This is a genomic window from Vibrio sp. 1CM24A, from assembly GCF_023161725.1.
GTDB lineage: Bacteria > Pseudomonadota > Gammaproteobacteria > Enterobacterales > Vibrionaceae > Vibrio > Vibrio coralliirubri.
Genome location: NZ_JALNTS010000001.1, coordinates 511,876 through 537,090, shown reverse-complemented (window position 1 = coordinate 537,090; position 25,215 = coordinate 511,876). Strand labels below are relative to the sequence as shown.

The 25,215-nt window shown below is 47.4% G+C and carries 3 protein-coding genes; 1 reads left to right on the top strand and 2 read right to left on the bottom strand.

The window, feature by feature from the left end:
• Together MSG38_RS02220 and MSG38_RS02215 are read right to left on the bottom strand one after the other, a co-directional pair.
• Positions 1-1,350 (bottom strand): HlyD family type I secretion periplasmic adaptor subunit, encoded by a 1,350-nt coding sequence (locus MSG38_RS02220; protein ID WP_248400889.1) that lies wholly within the window; start codon positions 1,348-1,350, stop codon positions 1-3.
• A 12-nt stretch (positions 1,351-1,362) separates the two neighbouring features.
• Positions 1,363-1,713, bottom strand: a complete 351-nt coding sequence (locus MSG38_RS02215) for a hypothetical protein (RefSeq protein WP_048613289.1) — start codon at positions 1,711-1,713, stop codon at positions 1,363-1,365.
• Between the two features lie 188 nt (positions 1,714-1,901).
• Between MSG38_RS02215 and MSG38_RS02210 the strand changes: the two genes are divergently transcribed.
• Positions 1,902-25,139 carry a tandem-95 repeat protein gene (locus MSG38_RS02210; protein ID WP_248400888.1) on the top strand — a complete coding sequence of 7,746 codons (23,238 nt, stop codon included), beginning with the start codon at positions 1,902-1,904 and terminating at the stop codon, positions 25,137-25,139.
• The last annotated feature ends 76 nt before the right edge of the window (positions 25,140-25,215 follow it).

Here is a 25,215-nt window from a genome sequence, read left to right as displayed (position 1 = left end):
TTATCTCTCATCGAAAGCATCCTCGATGGCTGACATCACAGGTTTCGCAGCGTATTCGATCACGCGACGCGAGCCTGTTTTCACATCGGCGGTAAACTCCATGTAAGGTGATAACTTGTATTGAGTGCCTCCTCGCTCAAGAAAGTTTCGGTCAATTTCAATCTCTGCTAAATAGAATTCAGCGTCTTCTTCTTCGTATGATGAACGGCTGATTGAGGCGATGGTTCCCTCAACAAACCCGTATTTTGCAAAGTTATAGGTATCCATTTTTACTTTCACGGCCTGACCAATTTCGACAAATCCCATGTCTTTACGTGGGATTTTCGCTTCACCGTGAAGGGAGTTATTGATCGGTGCAATATCGGCGATACTTTCTCCTGGCGGAATCACAGCAGAACGGAAATTGAAATGCAGTTTGTCGACCACACCATCCACCGGAGAGTAGACGATTAAGCGATCAACCTTGTCGGAATGCTGTGGTTGTAAGATTCGCTTTAGCTTGAGGTCTTTATTTGCTTGAATGATTTGCGCTTGATACTCAGAGTTTCGATTCTCAACCAAGTCACGGTGTTGTTTTTCAAGTTTGTCGAGTTGGAAACGCTCATTCATCACCGATTCGTCAAGGTTCTCAATCTCACGCACCATATTGGACTCTTGTACTTTCATGTTAAGAACGTCGACATAAGACGCCATCTCTTCTTTATAGAGGGTGTTTTTGATGTTGAGCTGCTTACGTATCAGAGAGAGTTGATTCTCTGAACTTTTTCGGCGCTTTAACATTGAGCTGATTAACGAGTTTTTGTGCTTAATATCGTGAGTGATGAGCTCTTCATTTGAACGGTTTTTAGAGAACTCTTGCCTCCAGGTATTCATGTTGACCTGAACCTGCTCAGGGTATTCCTCAATAAAGGCATCGAAGTTAGGTTCTTCCATGTCGCGTAAGCTTTCATAACGAATCTTATCGAGCTCTATCTGAATAATTTCAGTATTGACGGTATCAAGTTGAGTGTTACGGTCGAGTGAGCGTATTCGAGCGATAGGTTGGCCCTCATAAACGACTTCCCCTTTTCTGACTAACAATTCTTCTAATATCCCGCCTTCTAAATGTTGAACCTTCTCAACATCCGATTCCAATAGCAGTTCGCCACGTACAGAAACAACAATGTCGATACGTGCTTGTGACGCCACCGCAATAGCGACCAAAGCGAGCAAGAATATAATGAGCAACGTTTTGTGAACGCTGGTCATGGCACTAGCAAGCACAATAGTGTCATCAGCTGTGACCTTAGAAGCCTCGTTATTGGAAACAAGTGCTTTTCTGAGGTGATGTTCTATTTGGTTATTGCTCATGACTGACCTCGGTTACTTGCCATCTATTACTTCCTTAATATCCAACAAGTGGTTGATTTGTCGATTGACGTTGTGCAATTCAGTTTTTACATCCTCTATTAGATCTTCCGGCGCAGGGAACTCGTGTCTACTCAAGTGTTCCAATTTGGCCATTTTGGGCGGAAGGTCTTGGTCGCAAAGCAACGTTAAGATGGTCTTCAACTTTTTTGAGTAACTATTGAGTTCATCAAAACGATTACTCTTATGAAGCTCTTCTATATTTAGGGCTGCGTCAGAAAAGTCATTGTAAAAGTCGCCTAATAGCAATTGCAGCCCTTTGTGGTTGTTGTCGACCGAGCGCAACAAATTCGTCATGTCTATCATCGCTCCACTGCCTTAATTGCTTTAATCACAATAACTAAGGATCTTTAAAGGCAGTTTTCAAATTTTTTTTGATTCTTTCTCTTTAAAAAGAAATTATGAAAAATGTTGTATAAAAAATTGGTTTTTCAAAATGATGTCCTTTAATGCTTCTAAATACGATCAGTTAGCTAGTAGCAACGGAGGCTGTAATGGCAGGCGAAAATAACCAAAACAACCAAAATGAAGATCTAAATGACGCGGTAGAACAAACGGACACGAACGACGCGGGTACGCCCTCCCAACAGCAGAATCAACAAAATCAACAAAATACGATTGCGTCGACAATAGCGACGGGTGCTGAAAATGCGGATGCGGCAGACGAAGTTAACCAGGCTTTAGACGAAAATCCGAGTGGTGCAGGTAATGCTGAAGATGCCTCGGCTTCTGGTGCGGCTGTGCAAGAAGAGACGCCAGAAAGTGGTAGTGATTCAGACGCAGCACAATCCAATGTAGTTGGTGGGGCCGCTTCTGAAGCTGGTTCGGATAACGCAGCTGGCAGTGGTGGCGGAGCTGGAGCGGGCGCACAAGCTGTAGGTGGTGATAACGCAGAGGCTGCGACAGGTGGCGCAGACGCAGAAGGTAATGAAGAACAAGGCCAAGCAGCGCGTACATCAGCAGCGCCGAGTGAGACATCTTCAGAGTCGGGTGACCAACAAGTTGGTGATGAGCTCGATTCACAAACAGTAGAAGAGACATTTGCAGTTGATGTTCAAGCTTCTGACGAAGAGGCCATTAGCGAAGTAGAAGATGACTTTGATTCTGAAACGGTAAGCGAAACGTTTAAAATCAAAGTCGAAAGTGAAAATGATGCACCAGAAGCTGCACAAGATCTGGCTTACATCATGGATGAAGATGGCTCCATAACATTCACTCAAGAACAATTACTCGAATACGCAAGTGATGTAGATGGGGACGAGCTTGTTGCTTCTAACGTCCAAGTTGGTGCTGATGCAACAGTTCAAGACAATGGTGATGGTACTTTCACCGTTGTTCCTTCAGCTGACTTTAATGGTGAACTTGACCTTACTTTCGACATCAGTGACGGCCAAGAAACGATTAGTAGCGCAATTGATTTAACGGTACGTCCGATTAATGACGCGCCTGTTCCTGAAGATAAAACGTTTGAAATGGAGGAAGATGGCACGCTCATATTCACCGATGCAGACCTATTAACAGGCGCTACAGATATTGAAGGCGACAACCTTACTGTTGAAGGTGTGACCTACGATGGTGGCGACGGCATCCTTACTGATAACGGTAATGGTACGTACACTTTCGCTCCAAATGAGAACTTCAATGGCGATGTAAACTTCGGCTTTGATGTCTCAGATGGCACCGATACGGTATCAGCGAACATCGATGTGAGTGTAACTGCCGTTGATGATGCACCTGTGTCAGGCGATTTAGCGTACTCAATCGATGAAGACGGTTCGATTCGCCTAAGCCAAGAGCAACTGCTATCGCAAGCGTCTGATGTGGAAGGCGATGACTTGACTGCCAGTAGCCTAACGGTTGACGGTGATGCGACGGTTGTAGCCAACGATGACGGCAGCTTTACCATCACGCCAGATGAGAACTTCAACGGTGACATCGATATCAGCTTTGATATCTCAGATGGCACCAATACCGTTCAAGCTTCAGCAGACCTTACGGTTAACCCAGTAAATGATTTACCAGTCCCTCAAGATCAACAGTTCAGTGTTGAAGAAGATGGCACGCTTATCTTCACCGATGCAGACCTGTTAACCGGTGCTACAGATATTGAAGGTGACAACCTAACGGTTGAAGGTGTGACCTACGATGGTGGCGACGGTATCTTGACCGACAACGGTAATGGTACTTACACCTTTGCTCCGAATGAAAACTTCAATGGCGACGTAAACTTCGGCTTTGATGTCTCTGACGGTACCGATACGGTATCTGCGAACATCGACGTAAGCGTTACTGCCGTTGATGATGCGCCTGTGTCTGGTGACTTAGCGTACTCAATCGACGAAGACGGTTCGATTCGCCTAAGCCAAGAGCAACTTCTATCACAAGCATCAGATGTTGAAGGCGATGACCTAACAGCGAGCGACCTAACGGTTGACGGTGATGCAACGGTTGTAGCTAATGATGACGGCAGTTTCACCATCACGCCAGATGAGAACTTCAATGGCGACATCGATATCAGCTTCGATATCTCTGATGGTACCAATACGGTTCAAGCATCGGCTGATTTAACGGTTAATCCAGTAAACGACCTGCCAGTACCTCAAGATCAACAGTTCAGCGTGGAAGAAGACGGCACGTTAATCTTCACAGATGCTGACCTGTTAACCGGTGCTACAGACATTGAAGGTGACAACCTAACGGTTGAAGGTGTGACCTACGATGGCGGTGACGGTATCCTTACTGATAACGGTAACGGTACTTACACCTTCGCACCAAACGAGAACTTCAATGGTGACGTAAACTTCGGTTTTGATGTCTCAGACGGCACCGATACGTTATCAGCAAACATCGATGTGAGCGTAACAGCGGTTGATGATGCACCAGTGTCTGGCGACCTAGCATACTCAATCGACGAAGACGGCTCGATTCGTCTAAGCCAAGAGCAGCTGCTTTCTCAAGCATCAGATGTTGAAGGCGATGACCTTACTGCTAGCGACTTAACGGTTGACGGTGATGCGACGGTTGTAGCCAACGATGATGGCAGCTTTACCATCACGCCAGATGAGAACTTCAACGGTGACATCGATATCAGTTTCGATATCTCAGATGGTACCAACACGGTTCAAGCTTCTGCAGACCTGACGGTTAATCCAGTTAACGATTTACCAGTCCCTCAAGATCAACAGTTCAGTGTTGAAGAAGACGGCACGTTAATCTTCACAGATGCTGACCTATTAACAGGCGCAACAGATATTGAAGGCGACAACCTAACGGTTGAAGGTGTGACCTACGATGGTGGCGACGGTATTCTTACTGACAACGGTAATGGTACGTACACCTTCGCTCCAAACGAGAACTTCAATGGCGACGTAAACTTCGGCTTCGACGTGTCTGACGGCACCGATACGGTGTCAGCAAACATCGATGTGAGCGTGACGGCGGTTGATGATGCACCTGTATCGGGTGACCTAGCGTACTCAATCGATGAAGATGGTTCTATCCGTCTAAGTCAAGAGCAGCTGCTATCACAAGCCTCTGACGTGGAAGGCGATGACCTGACAGCCAGCGACCTTACGGTCGGCGGTGATGCAACAGTCGTTGCAAACAATGATGGCAGTTTCACCATCACGCCAGATGAGAACTTCAATGGCGACATCGATATCAGTTTCGATATCTCAGATGGTACCAACACGGTTCAAGCTTCAGCTGACCTAACCGTTAACCCAGTTAATGACCTGCCAGTACCTCAAGATCAACAGTTCAGCGTTGAAGAAGATGGCACGCTCATTTTCACCGATGCAGACCTATTAACAGGCGCTACGGACATCGAAGGCGACAACCTAACGGTTGAAGGTGTGACCTACGACGGTGGCGACGGTATCCTTACTGATAACGGTAATGGTACTTACACCTTCGCACCAAATGAGAACTTCAATGGCGACGTAAACTTCGGTTTCGATGTGTCTGACGGTACCGATACGGTGTCAGCAAACATCGACGTCAGCGTAACTGCCGTTGATGATGCACCTGTATCGGGTGACCTAGCGTACTCAATTGACGAAGACGGTTCGATTCGTCTAAGCCAAGAGCAATTGCTATCACAAGCATCAGATGTGGAAGGCGATGACCTGACCGCCAGCGGCCTAACGGTTGGCGGTGATGCAACAGTCGTTGCGAACGATGACGGCAGTTTCACCATCACGCCTGATGAGAACTTCAACGGTGACATCGATATCAGCTTTGATATCTCTGATGGCACCAATACCGTTCAAGCCGCAGCTGACTTAACCGTTAACCCAGTTAACGATTTACCAGTCCCTCAAGATCAACAGTTCAGTGTTGAAGAAGATGGCACGCTTATCTTCACCGATGCAGACCTGTTAACAGGTGCTACAGATATTGAAGGTGACAACCTAACGGTTGAAGGTGTGACCTACGATGGTGGCGACGGTATCCTTACTGATAACGGTAATGGTACGTACACTTTCGCGCCAAACGAGAACTTCAATGGCGACGTAAACTTCGGTTTCGATGTGTCAGACGGTACCGATACGGTGTCAGCGAACATCGACGTAAGCGTTACGGCGGTTGATGATGCGCCTGTGTCTGGTGACCTAGCGTACTCAATCGACGAAGACGGTTCGATTCGTCTAAGCCAAGAGCAATTGCTTTCTCAAGCCTCTGACGTGGAAGGCGATGACTTGACGGCCAGCGACTTAACGGTCGGCGGTGATGCAACGGTTGTAGCTAACGACGACGGCAGTTTCACTATTACGCCAGATGAGAACTTCAATGGCGACATCGATATCAGCTTTGATATCTCTGATGGCACCAATACGGTTCAAGCCTCAGCAGACCTAACCGTTAACCCAGTTAATGATTTACCAGTCCCTCAAGATCAACAATTCAGTATTGCAGAAGACGGTACTTTACTGTTCACAGACGCGGATCTGCTTACAGGTGCGACAGACGTTGAAGGTGACAACCTAACGGTTGAAGGTATCACTTATGAAGGTACTGATGGCGTACTGACTGACTTGGGTGAGGGCTCATATAGCTTTGCGCCAAACGAAAACTTTAATGGCGATGTGAGCTTTAGCTTCGATGTGTCAGACGGTACCGATACGGTATCTGCAAACATTGATGTTAGCGTGACTCCTGAGAACGATCCGCCAGTTGCGGGTTCAACGTCTTACACGGTGAATGAAGACAATTCGATTACCATTTCTGATGCACAACTATTGGCAACATCTTCAGATATTGAAGGTGATGTATCCATAGACAGCGTGACTTACTCTGGTAGCGACGGTGTCCTCGAAATTAATGGTAACGGCACTTACACCTTCTCGCCAAATGAGAACTTCAGCGGTGAAATTGCACTGGATGTGGTTGTTGCTGATGAAGATGGTGCTACCGACGCGACGACTGCGGGCATCAATGTTCTTGAAGTGAACGATCCGCCGGTTGCAGGTCCAACGTCTTACACCATTGATGAAGACTCAGTACTGACCTTCAGTGAGTCTCAAGTGTTGCTTAATGCCTCAGATGTAGAAGGGGATGTTGAGCTAGTTGGTATTAGTTACGATGGCCCTGATGGTATCTTCTCAGTAAATGGTGATGGCACTTGTAGCTTCGCTCCGAATGAGAACTTTAATGGCCAAGTTCAGCTTGATGTGACCATTCGTGATGAAGACGGTGCAGAGGTTGAAACCGTCATCAATGTTGACGTACTGCCAATCAATGATGTGCCAGTATCCGGTGATTTGGCTTACAACGTTAACGAAGACGGTTCAATCACACTGAGCCAAGATCAGCTGTTGTCTCAAGCGTCCGATGTTGAAGGCGAAGATCTAACCGCAAGCGACTTAACGGTAGATGGTAACGCAACAGTAACCGCCAATGATGATGGTAGCTTTACCATCGTTCCAGATGAGAACTTCAATGGTGACATTGATATTCAATTCAACATCACTGATGGTACTGACACGGTTCAAGCAACCGCCGATCTTACGGTTAACCCAGTTAATGACTTGCCGGTTCCTCAAGACCAACAATTCAGTATTGCAGAAGACGGTACGCTTCAATTTACAGATGCCGAACTACTTACCGGTGCTACCGATATTGATGGCGATGACTTAACCGTTGAAGGTATTAGCTATACAGGTGGTGACGGCGTACTGACCGACCACGGTGATGGTACTTATACCTTTGCGCCAAATGAAAACTTCAATGGCGATGTGAACTTCAGTTTCGATGTGTCTGATGGCACAGAAACAGTCAGCGCTAACATTGATGTGAGTGTGACTCCTGAGAACGATCCGCCAGTTGCGGGTTCTACTTCGTACATGGTTAACGAAGACAATGCCATCACAATTTCTGATGAACAGTTGCTAGCTAACTCTTCGGATATTGAAGGTGCGGTGTCGGTTGATACTGTAACTTACAGTGGCACTGATGGTGTGTTCCAAGATAACGGCGATGGCAGCTATACCTTCCTTCCTAACGAAAACTTCAGCGGTGATATTAGCCTTGATGTGATTGTTGCAGATGAAGAGGGTGCAATTGATGAAACCACAGCAGGTATTACCGTTCTTGAAGTGAACGATCCACCGGTTGCGGGTCCAACGTCATACACCATTGACGAAGATTCGGTTCTGACGTTCAGTGAATCTCAGATTCTTGTGAATGCTTCGGATATCGAAGGCGATGTAGAACTTGTTGGCATTAACTACGATGGCTCTGACGGTATCTTCACTGTAAATGGTGATGGTACATGCAGCTTTGCACCCAACGAAAACTTCAATGGTCAGGTTCAACTGGGTGTGACCATTCAAGATGAAGATGGCGCAACGGTTGAAACACACATTAACGTTGATGTATTGCCAATCAATGATGCGCCAGTATCGGGCGATTTGGCTTACACCATCAATGAAGATAGCTCCATCACGCTAAGCCAAGAGCAATTGCTAGCACGAGCAGGTGATATCGATAGTGACAACTTAGAAGCTATCAACCTATCTACTGATGAAAACGCGACCATCCAACACAATGATGATGGCAGCTACACCATTACACCTAACGCCGACTACAACGGTGACCTAGACCTGAACTTCGATATCATCGATAACGATGGTGGTTCAGTTCAAGTTGGCCTAGACATTACCGTGAATCCGGTTAATGACTTGCCACAAGCGCAAGATCAACAGTTCACGATTGAAGAAGACGGTACGTTACTCTTCACCGATGCTGACCTGCTTGCAGGCGCGTCGGATATTGATGGTGATGAACTGTCGATTGAAAACGTGCTCTACACAGGTGCAGATGGTGTTCTTAGCGATAATGGCGACGGCACATACAGCTTTGCTCCAAACGAGAACTTCAATGGTGATGTTCAATTCTCGTTCGATGTCTCTGACGGTACTGATTCAACATCAGCTGTTATTGATGTCAGTGTAACGCCTGAGAATGATCCACCGGTTGCGGGCTCGACATCTTACACAGTTCAAGAAGATGGCCAAATCACGATCAGTGATGAGCAACTATTGGCAAACTCTTCCGATGTAGAAGGCGATGTATCATTGTCTGGAGTAACTTACTCCGGTGATGACGGCTCTTTTGTTGATAATGGCAATGGTACTTACACCTTTACGCCAAATGAAAACTTCGATGGTGATATTTCACTAGACGTTGTTGTCGTTGATGAAGACGGTGCAACCGCAACCACAACCGCTGGCATCGATGTTATTGCTGTGAATGATGGACCTGAAACTTCGGGTATTCAGGCTGAAGTCGATGAAGATAACGCAATTACCATTACTCAAGAGCAGTTGCTAGCGAACGCAACGGACGTTGAAGGTGATGATCTAACGGCATCTAACCTACAAACCAACGATCCAGATGCGACAATTGTTGCTAATGACGATGGTTCATTCACCATTACGCACACAGAAAACTTCAATGGCGAGTTGGACTTCACATACAACATCAGTGATGGTGAGAATGAAGTTCTAACGACACTCGACTTGACAGTTAACCCTGTCAACGATGCGCCGGAAGCGGGTGATGAAATCTTCATCCAAGCGCAAGAAGACCAAACAGTTGGTGTGACACTTCGTGAAGAGCCAGCACTACGTTTAGACCAAGCGCCAGAAAACGGCATCATTGAAGCGAATGTGAATGACGAATGGGTGGTGCTGGAAGTAGGACAAGAAGTTCCTGCCGACACAGAAGTACGCTTTATTCCAAATGATGACGCATTGGCTAACGGTACACACACCACGCAAATCGGTACGTTTGACGATAACGCGAGCGTGGACGATTGGGGTACAGAAGTCGACCCTTACACTCGAGAGTTCTCGGATGGAGACTTAACAGTAACCGTTCAAAGTAACGATGATCCTCTTGGTGCCTGGAATGGTAACACCCACATTGGTCACGGTATTGGTGATACAGACCGCCAAGGCCTAAGTGGTGATGAGAAACTGACCGTTTCGGTTGAAGGTCAAGACATCAATGAAATCAGCTTCCACCTTGATGGTTTGGGTGGCTGGTTCATGGAAGAGTCTCGTCACTTTACTGAAGTGGAAATTCGCGCCTTCAACGATGATGGTGAGTTAATCGATTCGATGACTTACCACAAAGAAGACCGTAGCAATTACGAGACGGACTATACGCTTACGGTAAATGAGCCGGTGTCTTACTTTGAACTTGGTACCGTGCAAGGTAATGGTACTTACGTCGTTCAAAACATGACAGTGTCACAAACTTGTCATGATGAAGCCGTGTTTACATCGATTGGTGTTGATGGTTCAGAGATCACCGAAACGGTTGAGTTGAATATCCATGCGGGTGACAACGAAATCGAGCTAACGGCTGAACTTCCGAATATTACTGTCGATACCGATGGTTCTGCACAGTTTGCTTCGGTTGTGATTACCGAAGAACAACTACTGGCGCAAGCATCTGATATTGATGGCGACGACCTCGATATTCAGAATCTCGAGCTAGTGGGTGAAAACTCAGAGCATGCAACACTCACCGATAATGGTGATGGTACTTGGACGGTAACACCGGATGAAAACTTCCATGGTGAAATCGAACTCGGTTACCAAGTTACGGATGGTGAGCTGACAGACAGCAACATCATCAACATCAACTTCGAATCCGTGAACGATGCGCCAATCGTTTCTGGCCCGATTGTTCTATCGACAGACGAAGATGAAGGCATCACGTTCAGTGCGGATGACTTGCTAGCGAACACCACAGATGTGGAAGGCGATACGCTGTCTATTTCTGACATCACTTACGGTGGTGACAACGGTGAGCTAGTTGATAACGGTGATGGTACGTTTACCTTCATGCCGAATGAAAACTTCAATGGTGAAATCGACATCGACTACAAGGTGTTTGATGGTACTGATGAAGTTGCAACGCATCTAGACCTAACGGTTGTACCGGTCAATGATGTGCCGGTTCCGGGTGAGCCATTGCACACCCAAATGCTTGAAAACGGCTCCATGATCATCGAAGCGAAAGACCTATTGTCTGGCGCGACCGATGTTGATGGCGACATTCTTCATGTCGAAAACCTATTACTTGCAGACCAAACGCAAGGTACCTTAACGGATAACGGTGATAATACCTTTACCTTCGAACCTGCAGAAGACTTCTACGGTGAAGTGAATCTGACTTTCGACATCAGTGACGGGCAAGCAAGCGCACCAAGTACAGCAAGAGTTGACGTTGAAATTGTTAATGAAGGCCCTGAGGTGAGTGGTCCAATTGAAGCCGCTGTTGATGAAGATGGTTCAATCACTATTACTCAAGAGGATCTGTTAGCGAATGCAACCGATGTAGATGGCGACAACCTTGAAGCGGTTAACTTTGCGACCAACGATCCAAATGCGGTTGTTGTAGAAAACCCAGACGGTAGCTTCACGATTACACCAAGTGCAGATTTCTTTGGTGAGATTGAATTTACTTACGATGTCACTGACGCGATCGAAACTGTTGCCGCTGACCTCAACCTAACCGTAAATCCAATCAATGATGCGCCAGACGTGCCTGACATGTCTTTCACTACGGAAGATGGTCAAGCGATTACTATTACCGAAGCTGAGTTACTGGCACAAGCGACAGACGTTGAAGGTGATGAACTGTCAGTTGTGAATGTGACGAGTGCAAGCGACACGGTAGAAGTCACAGACAATGGCGACGGAACATACACATTGACACCAGAGCAAGGCTTCTTCGGTAATGTTGACTTAGCGTTTGATGTGAGCGATGGCACTGATGTGGTTGCCGCAAACATCGACCTAAAAGTTGAGTTCGTCAACGATGCACCAGAAGCGACGCCAATGGTGGCAGATGTCGACGAAGATGGTTCAATCCTCGTTACACAAGAAATGCTGTTGGAGAACGCGAGCGACCAAGATGGTGATGAGCTGTTTGCTACTTCGCTTGAAACCAATGATCCGAACGCAAGCATTATCGACAATGGTGATGGCACGTACACCGTGACACCTTCTGAAAACTTCAACGGTGATATTGCATTCACTTATGAGGTGAGCGACGGTGAGCTGAGCACGTCGAATGACATGACATTGACCGTTAATCCGGTGAATGACATTCCAATTGTTGCTCCAGGCCTGTACCACATTGAAGAGGATGGCAGCATCCTGTTCACTCAAGAAGATCTGTTGAGTGGTGCGATTGATATTGATGGCGACGACCTAAGCGTTACTAGCATCAATTACTCTGGCGATGAAGGCACAGTCACCGACAACGGTGATGGCACGTTCAGCTTCGTTCCTGAAGAGCACTTCAGTGGTGACCTGCAGTTCAGCTTTACGGTGACAGACGGCACGGATGAGGTTGAACAAGACATCAATGTTCACATTGAAGCCGTAGCTGATGCACCTGACCTAGTGATCACGGATGGCGATGGTGTCAACGTTGATGATGAAGCAATTCTGGTTGAGCCAGGCGGCATTGTTGAGCTTAATATTGCTGCTGCGCTAGTAGACCAAGATCTATCAGAAACATTGACGGTAACGGTTGATGGTGTGCCTGAAGGCTCAGTGATTACCTACGATAACGAAGGGGTAATCAATAACCAAGACAACGGTATCACCAGTTACAACGATACTGAAATCACAGTCACATTTGAGGGTGAGACGGCTGGTTACGAAAACACAGCGGGTTACTACAAAGTTGACGAAGACGGCAACATCACGGGCGTTGAAATCGTCTACGAGAATGCCTCACAAGTCGATGGTGGTGGTGACCTTGTTCCTGGGCAAGAACAGTTCAGCTTCCAAGTTGCGGAAGGCGAAAGCTTTAACCTGTTCTTAATTCCAAACGGACATCAGCACAACGACTTTGATGCGATGCAAGACGGTCAGTACGAGTTCCGTGCTGAGGATGGTTCACCTGCGAACATGGATACGGTTGATCCTCAACTTGTCTTTGTTGCGGCAGATGGAACCGAGACAGTGATTCAAGGCCAGAATGGTGACGCGATCTTCCATGGTGGTTCAAGCTCTCAGCTAAACCAAGATGGTATCGAACATACTCGCACGACGGTTAATGAAGACGGCGAGCTGGTTTACGGCTTTGAAGATTTGTATGGCGGCGGTGATGCTGACTACACAGATTTCAACTTCACAATCGATGTCGGTGAAGTGAACAGCCAAATCTACAGCGGTGAAGTGACGGTTGGCCCTGATGGTACGGTGAACTTACCAACAACGGCTATCGAAAATGCACTACAAATCCAGCTACCTGAAGACTTCAACGAACAGCTTGAAGTTCATGTAACGGCAACCGCAACAGAGCTATCGAATGATGATTCTGAAACGGTCTCTCAAACCATCTACATTAACGCGACAGGCGCGCACATTGAGCACGTACCTGAAGCACTTCCGGTTTCTGCAACGGTTGAAGAAGATGGTTCAATCATCATTACGCAAGAAGACCTATTGGCTAATGCACGCGATTTAGATGGCGATCAGCTGACGGCTCTGAATTTAGCAACCGATGATGAGAGCGTTACGATTACCGATAACGGTGATGGTACGTACACATTAACGCCAGATGCTGACTTCAATGGTGATGTAAGCTTTACGTTTGATGTGTCTGATGGTGATGATGTTGTCTCTACCAACCTAGAGCTAACGGTTTCACCTGTGAACGACGGTCCAGAAGCACAAGACCAGACATTCACAGTCGGCGAAGATGGCGTGTTAACTTTCAATGACCAAGACCTATTAACAGGTGCGACGGACATTGAAGGGGACGACCTAAGTGTTGAAGGTGTAACTTACACTGGCGCAGACGGTGTCCTAACCGACAATGGCGATGGCACATACAGCTTCGCACCAAATGAAAACTTCAATGGCGATGTGAACTTCTCGTTCAATGTATCAGATGGTACCGATACGGTAACCGCTAACATTGATGTGAGCGTGACGCCAGAGAATGATCCACCGGTTGCGGGTAGCACGTCTTACACGGTTCATGAAGACAACTCTATTACGATCAGTAACGAACAATTGCTAGCGAACTCTTCGGATATCGAAGGTGAAGTGGCGATTGATAGCGTGACTTACAGTGGTAGTGACGGTGTTCTAGAAATCAACGGTGACGGCACATATACCTTCTCTCCAAACGAGAACTTCAATGGCGAAGTTAGCCTTGATGTGGTTGTTGTTGATGAAGACGATGCAGCCGTATCGACTACGGCGGGCATTACGGTTCTAGAAGTGAACGATCCGCCAGTTGCTGGCCCAACGTCATACACGATCGATGAAGATTCAGTACTGACTTTCAGTGAGTCTCAAGTTCTGCTGAACGCATCTGATATTGAAGGTGATGTTGAGCTTGTTGAGATCAACTACGACGGTCCAGACGGCATCTTCTCAATCAATGGTGACGGTACATGTAGCTTCGCACCGAATGAAAACTTCAACGGCCAAGTGCAGTTGGATGTGACCATTCAAGATGAAGACGGCGCTCAAGTTGATACGTTTATTACGGTTGATGTATTACCAATTAACGACTTACCAGTATCAGGCGACCTGGCATACAGTGTTGAGGAAGACGGTTCGATTACCTTGAGCCAAGAACAGCTTCTTTCTCAAGCAAGTGATGTGGACGGTGATGACCTTACTGCTTCTAACTTGATTGTTGATGGAAACGCGACGGTTGTTACTAACGATGATGGCAGCTTTACCATTACGCCAGATGCGAACTTCAATGGTGACATTGACCTAACGTTCGACATTAGCGACGGTACAGATACGCTGGTTGCGACGGCTGACCTAACCGTTAATCCAGTTAATGACCTTCCACAACCACAAGATCAAACGTTCAGCATTGGCGAAGACGGCATCTTGAACTTCACTGATGAAGACTTGCTGACAGGTGCGACTGACATTGATGGGGATGACCTATCGGTTGAAGGCGTTACTTACACAGGTGCGGACGGTGTTCTTACTGATAATGGCGACGGAAGCTACAGCTTTGCGCCAAACGAAAACTTCAATGGTGATGTGAACTTCAACTTTGATGTGTCAGATGGCACGGATACAGTTCAAGCCAACATTGATGTCAGCGTGACACCAGAGAACGATCCACCGGTTGCAGGTAGCACGTCTTACACCGTTCATGAAGACAACTCAATTACCATCAGCGACGAGCAACTACTTGCTAACTCTTCGGACATTGAAGGTGATGTGGCAGTCGATAGTGTGACTTACACTGGCGCTGATGGTGTCTTTGAAGATAACGGTGACGGTACTTACACCTTCTCACCAAACGAAAACTTCAACGGCGAAGTTAGCCTTGATGTCGTCGTTACTGATGAAGAGGGCGCAACTGAAGCGACCACCGCCGGTATTACTGTACTTGAGGTGAACGATCCACCAATCGCAGGCTCAACGAGCTACTCAGTCAACGAGGACGAAGTTATCACCATCAGTTCAGAGCAACTGTTGGCGAACGCTTCTGATATCGAAGGTGAAGTGGCGATTGATAGCGTTAACTACACAGGTTCAGACGGTATCTTTACCGACAATGGTGACGGAACATTCAGCTTCGCACCTAACGCGAACTTCGATGGCGACGTAAGCCTTGATGTTGTCGTTACTGATGAAGAAGGCGCAACCGTAGCGACCAACGCAAGCATTGATGTTCTGCCTGTTAACGATGCTCCGGTATCGGGCGACTTGGCGTACAGCGTGGACGAAGATGGCTCAATTACCTTGAGCCAAGAGCAATTACTTGCTCAAGCGAGTGACGTGGATGGCGATGACTTAACAGCGGCTAACCTGACCGTTGGTGGTGATGCGACAGTTACTGCAAACGATGATGGTAGTTTCACTATCACGCCAGATGCTAACTTCAATGGCGACATTGATTTGAACTTCGACATTACCGATGGTGATGCGACGCTTCAAGCAACGGCTGACCTAACGGTTAACCCAGTTAATGACTTGCCAACAGTCGGTGAGCCACAATTTGTGACTCAAGAAGACACCAGCTTTACCTTCACAGAAGAACAACTGCTGCAAAATGCGGGCGACATTGATGGCGATAACCTATCGGTTGAAAATGTGGCTTCAGATAGCGGTACTTTGGTAGATAACGGCGACGGCACTTACACATTCGCACCGAATGAAAACTTCGACGGTAATGTGAATGTGACGTTCGACGTGAATGACGGTACCGCGACAGTACCAGCAGAAGCGACGATTGATGTTCAATCTGTGGTTGATATGCCAGAGCTGTCGATTGCGTCTGATTTGGTGATTGCTTCCGATAACTTCGAGTCTGGCTCAAACGGTTGGAATACAGGTACTGAAAGCTCACAAGGCTTCGAGTCGGGTGACATGCTAGGTCGTATTGGTGGAACGGGCGGTGATGAAGCCGTCAGCAAAACTTACGACATTCCAAGTGATGTGAGCGAAGTTAATATCTCGTTCAACTTCTACGAAATTGACTCTTGGGATGGTGAGTCGTTCCAAATCTTTGTCGGTGGCGAAGAGCTTACCTCGTTAGATAACTCTGCGTTCCGTACTCAAGATGGCACAACAACGCTCTACGATTCAGAAGGAAATGAAGTCGGCGAAGTGGTTCACGGCGTATCGCAAGGTGAGGGCTTCAGTGGTTGGAATGACCAAGCACATCAAATCAACCTAACGGTACCAGTAGAAGACGGCCAACTTGAACTTGGCTTCGGTTCAACTCTGAATCAAAGCGTCAATGACGAGTCGTTTGGTATCGACAACATCGAAATCACAGTGTCTGACGCGGAATACCAAATCATTGGTACCGAAGATACACCTGTACCACTCGATATTGATGCCGCTCTAACCGATACCGATGGCTCAGAAAACCTTGCTATCTTGATTGAAGACGTGCCAGAAGGCAGCTCGCTTTCTGCAGGTATCGATAACGGTGATGGCACATGGTCATTGCAACCAGGTGAGCTAGAAGGGCTAGAGTTTATCCCTTCAGGTGACTTCAATGGTGATGTGGTTCTAACTGTGAATGCAACATCGACTGATGTTGATACGGGCACCACCGCAACAGCTACGCAAGACGTGACGATTCACATTTCACCTGCGAACGATGCTCCAGAAGTTGACGGTGATATTAGTGCCGTTACAGCCGAAGATAACAGCATCACGCTAACTCAAGAACAGTTGCTAGAGCACGCTGTCGACATTGATGGCGATGACCTATCGGCAATCAATCTAACCACCAATGATGAAAATGCGACCGTTCAAATGAACGACGATGGCAGTTTCACCATTACACCGAGTGAAAACTTCAACGGTAATATCGAATTTAGTTACGATGTCACCGATGGAGAGGACATGGTCGCTGCTGGCCTAGACTTGACGGTAACACCTGTCAATGATGCGCCAGAGCCACAAGATCAAGCATTCACTATTGGTGAAGATGGGGTTCTTAACTTCTCTGACGCTGACCTGTTAACGGGTGCAACGGATGTTGAAGGTGATGATCTAACAGTCGAAGGTGTGACATACACGGGTGCTGATGGTGTGCTGACCGACAATGGTGACGGAAGCTACAGCTTTGCGCCAAACGAGAACTTCAATGGTGATGTGAACTTCAGCTTTGATGTGTCAGATGGCACGGATACGGTTCAAGCCAACATTGATGTGAGCGTGACGCCTGAGAACGATCCACCTGTAGCGGGTAGTACGTCTTACACTGTGCATGAAGATAACTCAATCACGATCAGTAACGAACAGCTATTAGCCAACTCTTCAGATATTGAAGGTGAGGTTGCGATTGATAGCGTGACTTACACGGGCAGTGATGGTGTGTTCGAAGACAACGGTGACGGCACTTACACCTTCTCTCCAAACGAGAACTTCAATGGTGATGTGAGTTTAGCTGTTGTTGTTACCGATGAAGAAGGGGCAACAGAAGCGACCACCGCGGGAATCACCGTACTTGAGGTAAACGATCCGCCAATCGCAGGCTCAACCAGCTACTCAGTCAACGAAGATGAAGTGATCACCATCAGTGCGGAGCAACTGTTGGCGAACTCTTCGGATATTGAAGGCGAAGTCGCGATTGATAGCGTTACTTACACAGGCGCTGACGGTATCTTTACTGACAACGGTAACGGCACATTCAGCTTTGCACCGAACGCAAACTTCGATGGCGATGTTAGCCTCGATGTAGTGGTGACAGATGAAGATGGCGTTACAGCAACCACCAGCGCAAGTATTGATGTTCTTCCAATTAACGATCCACCAGTATCGGGTGAATTGGCATACAGCATTGATGAAGATGGTTCGATTACTCTGACTCAAGAGCAGTTGCTATCTCAAGCCTCTGATGTGGATGGCGATGACCTGACCGCAAGCAACCTAAGCGCAGGCGATAATGCAACTGTTGTTGATAATGGCGATGGCACCTTTACGGTAACGCCAGATGCGAACTTCAATGGCGATATCGACCTAAGCTTTGATATTTCGGATGGCACTGAGTCAATTGTGGCGAACGCCGATTTGACGGTAAACCCAGCCAATGACTTGCCAACGACATCTGATGTTTATGCGAACGTTGATGAAGATAATGTCATCACTATCACGCAGGAGCAGTTACTTGCGAATGCCGCTGATATTGAGGGAGATGACCTTGTCGCTTCCGACTTAACCTTAGTGGGTGACGACGCAACGATTGTCGATAATGGCGATGGTACGTTCTCTATCACTCCAAGCGAAAACTTCAATGGCTACATCGACGTTGCCTACAGCATCAGCGATGGCGACACTCCAATTGCCGCTAACTTAGGCTTAACCGTTGACCCAGTTAACGACGCGCCGATTGTTTCGGCTGATGTGGCGATAACCATTGAAGAAGATGGTTCATACACCATTACTCAAGAAGAGCTCCTACAATTCGCGACTGACATCGAAGACGATGACATGACCGCAATTATTGGAGAGCAGGGCGATGAAACAACCGTAACCGGTACTGTGTTAGACGCTGAAACCAGTAGTCCAGTGTCTGGTGCAGAAGTCACCCTGACCGACAGTGCTGGCAATAGCTACACCACAGTAACGGATGATTCAGGTAACTACTCTGTTACAGGTTCAGTCGTTGACCAAGGCACGGTTACCATTGAGCAAGAAGGTTCAATCACCAGTAGCTTCCTTGTCCCTGCGGGCGAAGATGTGAATGGTGGCGTAACCGCTATATCTGAAGTACTTGAAGAAACAGATATGCGTATCGTGGTGACTTGGGGTGAAAGTCCTCGAGATATGGACAACCACTTATGGCTATACGATACAGAGAATGGCAATGAGCTAGACCATATTTACTACCGCGACATGAGCCATGATCTTGGTGAAGGTAACGTTGTTCAACAAGATGTGGATGATGTAAATGGCCATGGTCCTGAAACCATTACCATTCCAAACTACCAAGATGCTGACATGCACTATTCAGTACACAACTACACCAACAGAAGTTGGGATGTAGATGGTGTTGAAGATGTACAAGTTCAGGTGTTTGTAGGTGATACATTGGTTGAAACCTTCAGCCCAGATTTATCTGATAACCCATCAGGTGACCACTGGCATGTATTCGATATCGTGAATGGCATCATTGTTCCAAGCCAAGATGTGGGCACTCAAAATGCGTTCGACTTGCCAACGGCAGAAGAAGCGCTTGCGAATGAAAACGGCATTGATATCTCTGAATTGCTAACCGGCGATGAAGGTGATGACTCTGGTGATACGGGCGGAAACGAACCAAGTGTTGGAGATGTTTCCATTGAGAACGCGCTTATCACTGACAATGGTGACGGTACTTACACCATTACACCGGAAGAGAACTTCAACGGTGAATTCTCGATTAGCTACAACGTAGACGATGGCAACGGTGGGGTTACTCCAGCGGAACTAGACGTGACCGTAACAGCAGTTAACGACCTGTCTGTAATCTACGACCACGACTACACCATTAATGAAGATGGCTCGCTGACCTTTACCGATGAACAGTTATTGGCTGGTGCAACGGATATTGACGGCGATGACCTTTCTGTCGAGTCGGTTAACTACGAAGGCACTGACGGTGTGTTCACGGACAATGGCGATGGTACTTACACCTTTGCGCCAAACGAGAACTTCAATGGTAATGTCGACCTAACTTACGATGTGAGTGATGGTACTGATGTTGTATCGGCGAATATTGATGTTCAAGTTGTTCCAATCAATGACGCACCGGTAGCGGGTTCTACAACTTACAGCGTTGAAGAAGATGGCAGCATCACCCTAAGCGATGCACAACTTCTAGCGAATAGCTCGGATGTTGAAGGGGAAGTGTTTGTCAGCGATGTAAGCTACAGCGGCACTGATGGTGTATTCACCGATAATGGTGATGGTACTTACACCTTTGCTCCAAACGAAAACTTTAACGGTGACATCAGTCTTGATGTCTCTGTTATGGATGAAGATGGCGCAACCGCTGAAACAACCGCAGGTATCGACGTCATTGCTGTTAACGACTTGCCAGTTGCAGGTTCAACGACCTACAGCGTTGACGAAGATAACGTGATTACCATCAATGAAGCGCAGCTTCTTGCGAACAGCTCAGATATTGAAGGTGATGTATCCGTTAGCGACGTTTCCTACTCAGGCGCAGACGGTATCTTCACTGACAATGGTGATGGTACTTACAGCTTCGCACCAAATGAAAACTTCAACGGCAATGTCAGCCTAGATGTAACCGTTGCAGATGAAGACGGTGCAACCGCTCAAACGACTGCGGGAATAGATGTTATCGCAGTCAACGACGCACCAGTATCAGGTGACTTGGCTTACTCAGTGGATGAAGATGGTTCAATCACGCTAAGCCAAGAGCAACTGCTTGCTCAAGCATCGGATGTGGACGGCGATGATCTTACCGCTGCCAACCTAACCGCGGGTGATAACGCGACCGTTACGGCAAACGATGATGGTTCATTTACCATTACCCCGGATGCCGATTTCAATGGCGATGTTGACCTAAGCTTCGACCTTTCTGATGGTACTGAAACGGTTGTTGCAACGGCCGACCTTACTGTGAATCCAGTGAATGACATCGCAGTTGTAGAAGATGTCGCTTACACCATTGAAGAAGACGGTTCACTTACCTTTACAGACGAGCAACTGCTAGCGGGTGCTTCTGATATTGATGGTGATGAGCTTTCAGTTGCCGATGTGTCTTACACTGGCGCAGAGGGTGTGTTCACCGACAATGGTGATGGCACTTACACCTTTGCACCGAACGAGAACTTCAATGGTGACGTAAGCCTGGACTTCTCAGTATCTGATGGTACAGAGACAGTCGATGCAAACATCGACGTAACGGTAACAGACGTTAACGATGCACCAGTGGCAGGCGCAACGTCTTACCAAATGAACGAAGATGGCACCATCACATTGAGCCCTGAGCAGTTGATTGCTAATAGTTCCGATGTGGACGGGGAAGTGTCGCTTGATAGCGTGAGCTACTCAGGTGCAGACGGTATCTTGGTTCAAAATGAAGATGGTTCGGTAACGTTCGCACCAAACGAAAACTTTAACGGCGACATCAACCTTGATGTGACGGTTATTGATGACGACGGTGCAACGGCTCAAACCACCGCTGGTATTGAAGTTATTGCAGTTAACGACGCACCAGTGGCCGGAAACGTGGCTTACTCGGTTGATGAAGATGGTTCAATTACGCTATCTCAAGAGCAGTTGTTGGCGAACGCATCGGATGTTGATGGTGATGCACTGACCGCAAGCAACCTATCCGCGGGTGACAATGCAACCGTAACAGCAAACGAAGATGGTTCATTTACTATCATGCCGGATGCTGATTTCAACGGTGACATTGATTTGAGCTTCGATGTGTCAGATGGCCTTGAAACTGTTCAAGCTGGCGTCGACCTAACGGTTAACCCAGTCAATGACCTACCAACAGCAGAAGACCAAAACTTTACCGTTGAGGAAGATGGAACGCTAATCTTCACGGATGCAGACCTATTAGCAGGTTCTGCAGACATTGACGGCGATGACTTGTCTATCACGGATGTGTCTTACACGGGCGCAGAAGGTGTATTCACGGATAACGGTGATGGCACTTATAGTTTTGCTCCGAACGAGAACTTCAATGGCGATGTCAACCTAGGCTTCACAGTGACTGATGGCACTGAGACAGTCGATGCCAATATTGGTGTGACGGTAACGGATGTTAACGATGCGCCGGTAGCGGGTTCTACGTCTTACCAAATGAACGAAGATGGCACCATCACAATCAGCCCTGAGCAGTTAATTGCTAATAGCTCTGACGTTGATGGTGAAGTGTCGCTTGAAAGCGTGACTTACTCAGGCTCTGACGGCACCTTGGTTCAAAACGATAACGGGTCTGTGACCTTCACGCCAAACGAGAACTTTAATGGTGATATCAGCCTAGATGTGGTTGTAACCGATGATGACGGTGCAACTGCAACAACAACGGCAGGAATCGAAGTTCTGGCTGTGAATGATGGACCTGAGTCTGAGGATGTGAAACTAACCACAGCCGAAGACAGCACCATTCTTATCACACAAGACATGTTGTTAGCTCAAGCTACCGACATCGATAACACCGCAGACGAGCTGTCGGCTTCTGGTCTACAAATCGACCCTAGCTTAGGTGAGTTGCTAGACAACGAAGATGGTACTTGGTCATTTACGCCAAACGAAAACTTCAATGGCGATGTGCCGATGACGTTTAACGTTAGCGACGGTCAAGAGACTATTTCAGTCGACGGCAACATCGATGTTACGCCAGTGAATGATGCACCTGAAGCGCCAACCATTGAGATGCAAGGCGAAGAAGATGTGGTCATGGTGATTGACCCTGCTTACATCGCGGGTCAAGTTACAGATCTTGATGGCGACGAAATCAGCATTGAAAGCATCACAGTTCGAGCTCCAGCGAACGCGACCTTAACTCAGCAACCAGACGGCATGTATCACTTAGTGACTACTCAAGACTTCAATGGCTTAGTAGAACTGGGTTATCAAGCTACTGACGGTGAAGAAGTGGTTGATGGCTCGCTGAATGTGGATGTCATTCCGGTTAACGATGCACCATTCAATGTCGGCAACGCAATGATGACCACAGACGAAGATGGCGCGTTCACCTTCGATGCTGGCGACTTGATGAACTTGTTCGGTGACATTGATACCGCTGACCTTGTTGTTTCTCGCATTATCACCGCAGACGGTGAAGATGGCGGAGAAGTAACAGACAACGGTGATGGTACTTGGACATTCACACCAACAGGCGACTTTGCGGGTGTTTCTGACCTGCAAGTTGTCGTGAGTGACGGTGAGTTTGAAACGGTTCTTGATGTTCCTGTGTTCGTACGTCCTGTCGCAGATGGCGCGGTTATTTCAACTGACCATGATGGTCCATTAGTCTTCGGCGAAGATGAAACGGGTCACTTGGGACTGAACGTTGGTTTAGTCGATGATTCAGAAACACTAAGTAACTTGGTGATGACAGGTTTCCCTGTTGGATTCGAGGTAACCGATGGTGTGAATACCGTGATGATCACCGAGCCGGGTCAATACATCGACCTGTTCGACTGGGATATCTCAAACATTCAAATGACGCCTCCTGAAGACTTCCATGGTGAGTTCTTCGTGACCGTAAGCGCAACAACGGTTGATTACGGAGATGAGCCAGAAGCGTTTGATGATGGCATCGATACGGGTGATTTCGAAACTGTGGCGGGTGATTCCATCATCCTGACGGCGGACGACCTAATTGGTTTGGCTGAGAATGTGGATGCAGACAGCGATGATGAAGTGAAACTGGTTCATCTTGCCGACCGCAGCCAAGGTGAGATTGTTGATAATGGCGATGGCACTTGGACGTTCACACCAGCACCAGGCTTTACTGGTGAAGCAGACATTGCTTACGTTGTTGATAAAGATGGCGTGCTTCATGATGAGCAAACTGGCGTAGTCGTGAAAGAAGGCGACTCACAAGAGAATGCAGCACCAGAAGTTAACAGCATCACGACTACGGAAATCGCAGCGGATGCCACCTTATCGTTCACTGACGAAGACATGTTAGCGAACCTGAGCGATGCAGAAGGCGATAGCTTGAGCATTGAGTCAGTAAGCTTGATGGAAGGTCAGGGCGTAATTGAGAGCGATAACCAAGGTAACTATCAATTCACTCCTGCTGAAGACTACACCGGCGATGTTCAAGTTGGATTTATAGCGACCGATGGCGAGAATCGCATCGAAAGCTTCTTCAATGTGGATATCCAAAGTGGCGATGAAGCAGCGGCGAGCGAAGGTTATGCCTTAGCTGATGATGGTTCATTAACTATCACGGATGCACAGCTGGTGGATGAGTTGGGCGTGAGTGATTCTGCACAAGTTGTTGATGTTGCAGACGCGAACGATGCTGGCTTCTTTGCCCAATCAGGCGAAGGTGAGTGGACTTACTGGCCGAACGAAGACTTCGATGGCAATTTAGCGATGAATGTTGAAGTTAACGACGGCGGTGAAGTATCAAGTCACAGCTTAAGTATCCAAGTTGAGGATGATTCAGTACAAAGTGATGAACCACAAGTCCAAGCTGCTCAAGCAACAGAAGAGCAACAAGTGGAAGTGGCTCAACAAGCTGATGACCAAGCTCAAGATGCTGAAACTGAAGACAGTACAGCAGATGTAACAGCGGCACCGGGCGATACCATCTCTATCTCGATTCCTGATGAGGTGAGTGGTAACGAATCGGTTGATTACGCTGATATGTCTGGCTTACCTGAGGGCGCTACTGTGAGTAACGCACTGGATAACGGTGATGGTAGCTTCACAATCAGTGGCAACCTAGAGCAGCCTGTATCTGTCGAACTACCAGAAGGTTACGAAGGTACTAGCGAGATCCAATTCCAAGGTTACGACGAATTGGGTAGCTCAATAGACGGAGCTAGCGGTTCTGTTGAAGTTGAAGTCGATGACCAATACACCATGCAAGGTTCTACGCAAGAGCAGCAACCGGACATGGCGGGTATGGAATCTGGTGGCAGCGACTGGACAAGTGCGGGAGGTCAAGACCAAGGTGTTGACTTCACGGACGACTCTGGAAGCTTCGATTCAGATTCTCAAACTGGAACTGATCAAGGCAACGACTTCGACCAAAGCTCGATTTAATCGAGAGAGCTTAGTTTTAGTCTAAACCGACATTTAGTGTAAACCAACAAGTAGATAGGGCAGCGTAAAGTTGCCC

Excerpts from the sequence above, each read along its gene's own strand:
- MSG38_RS02220 (WP_248400889.1), bottom strand. The coding sequence starts at position 1,350 with ATGAGCAATAACCAAATAGAACATCACCTCAGAAAAGCACTTGTTTCC.
- MSG38_RS02215 (WP_048613289.1), bottom strand. The coding sequence starts at position 1,713 with ATGATAGACATGACGAATTTGTTGCGCTCGGTCGACAACAACCACAAA.
- MSG38_RS02210 (WP_248400888.1), top strand. The coding sequence starts at position 1,902 with ATGGCAGGCGAAAATAACCAAAACAACCAAAATGAAGATCTAAATGAC.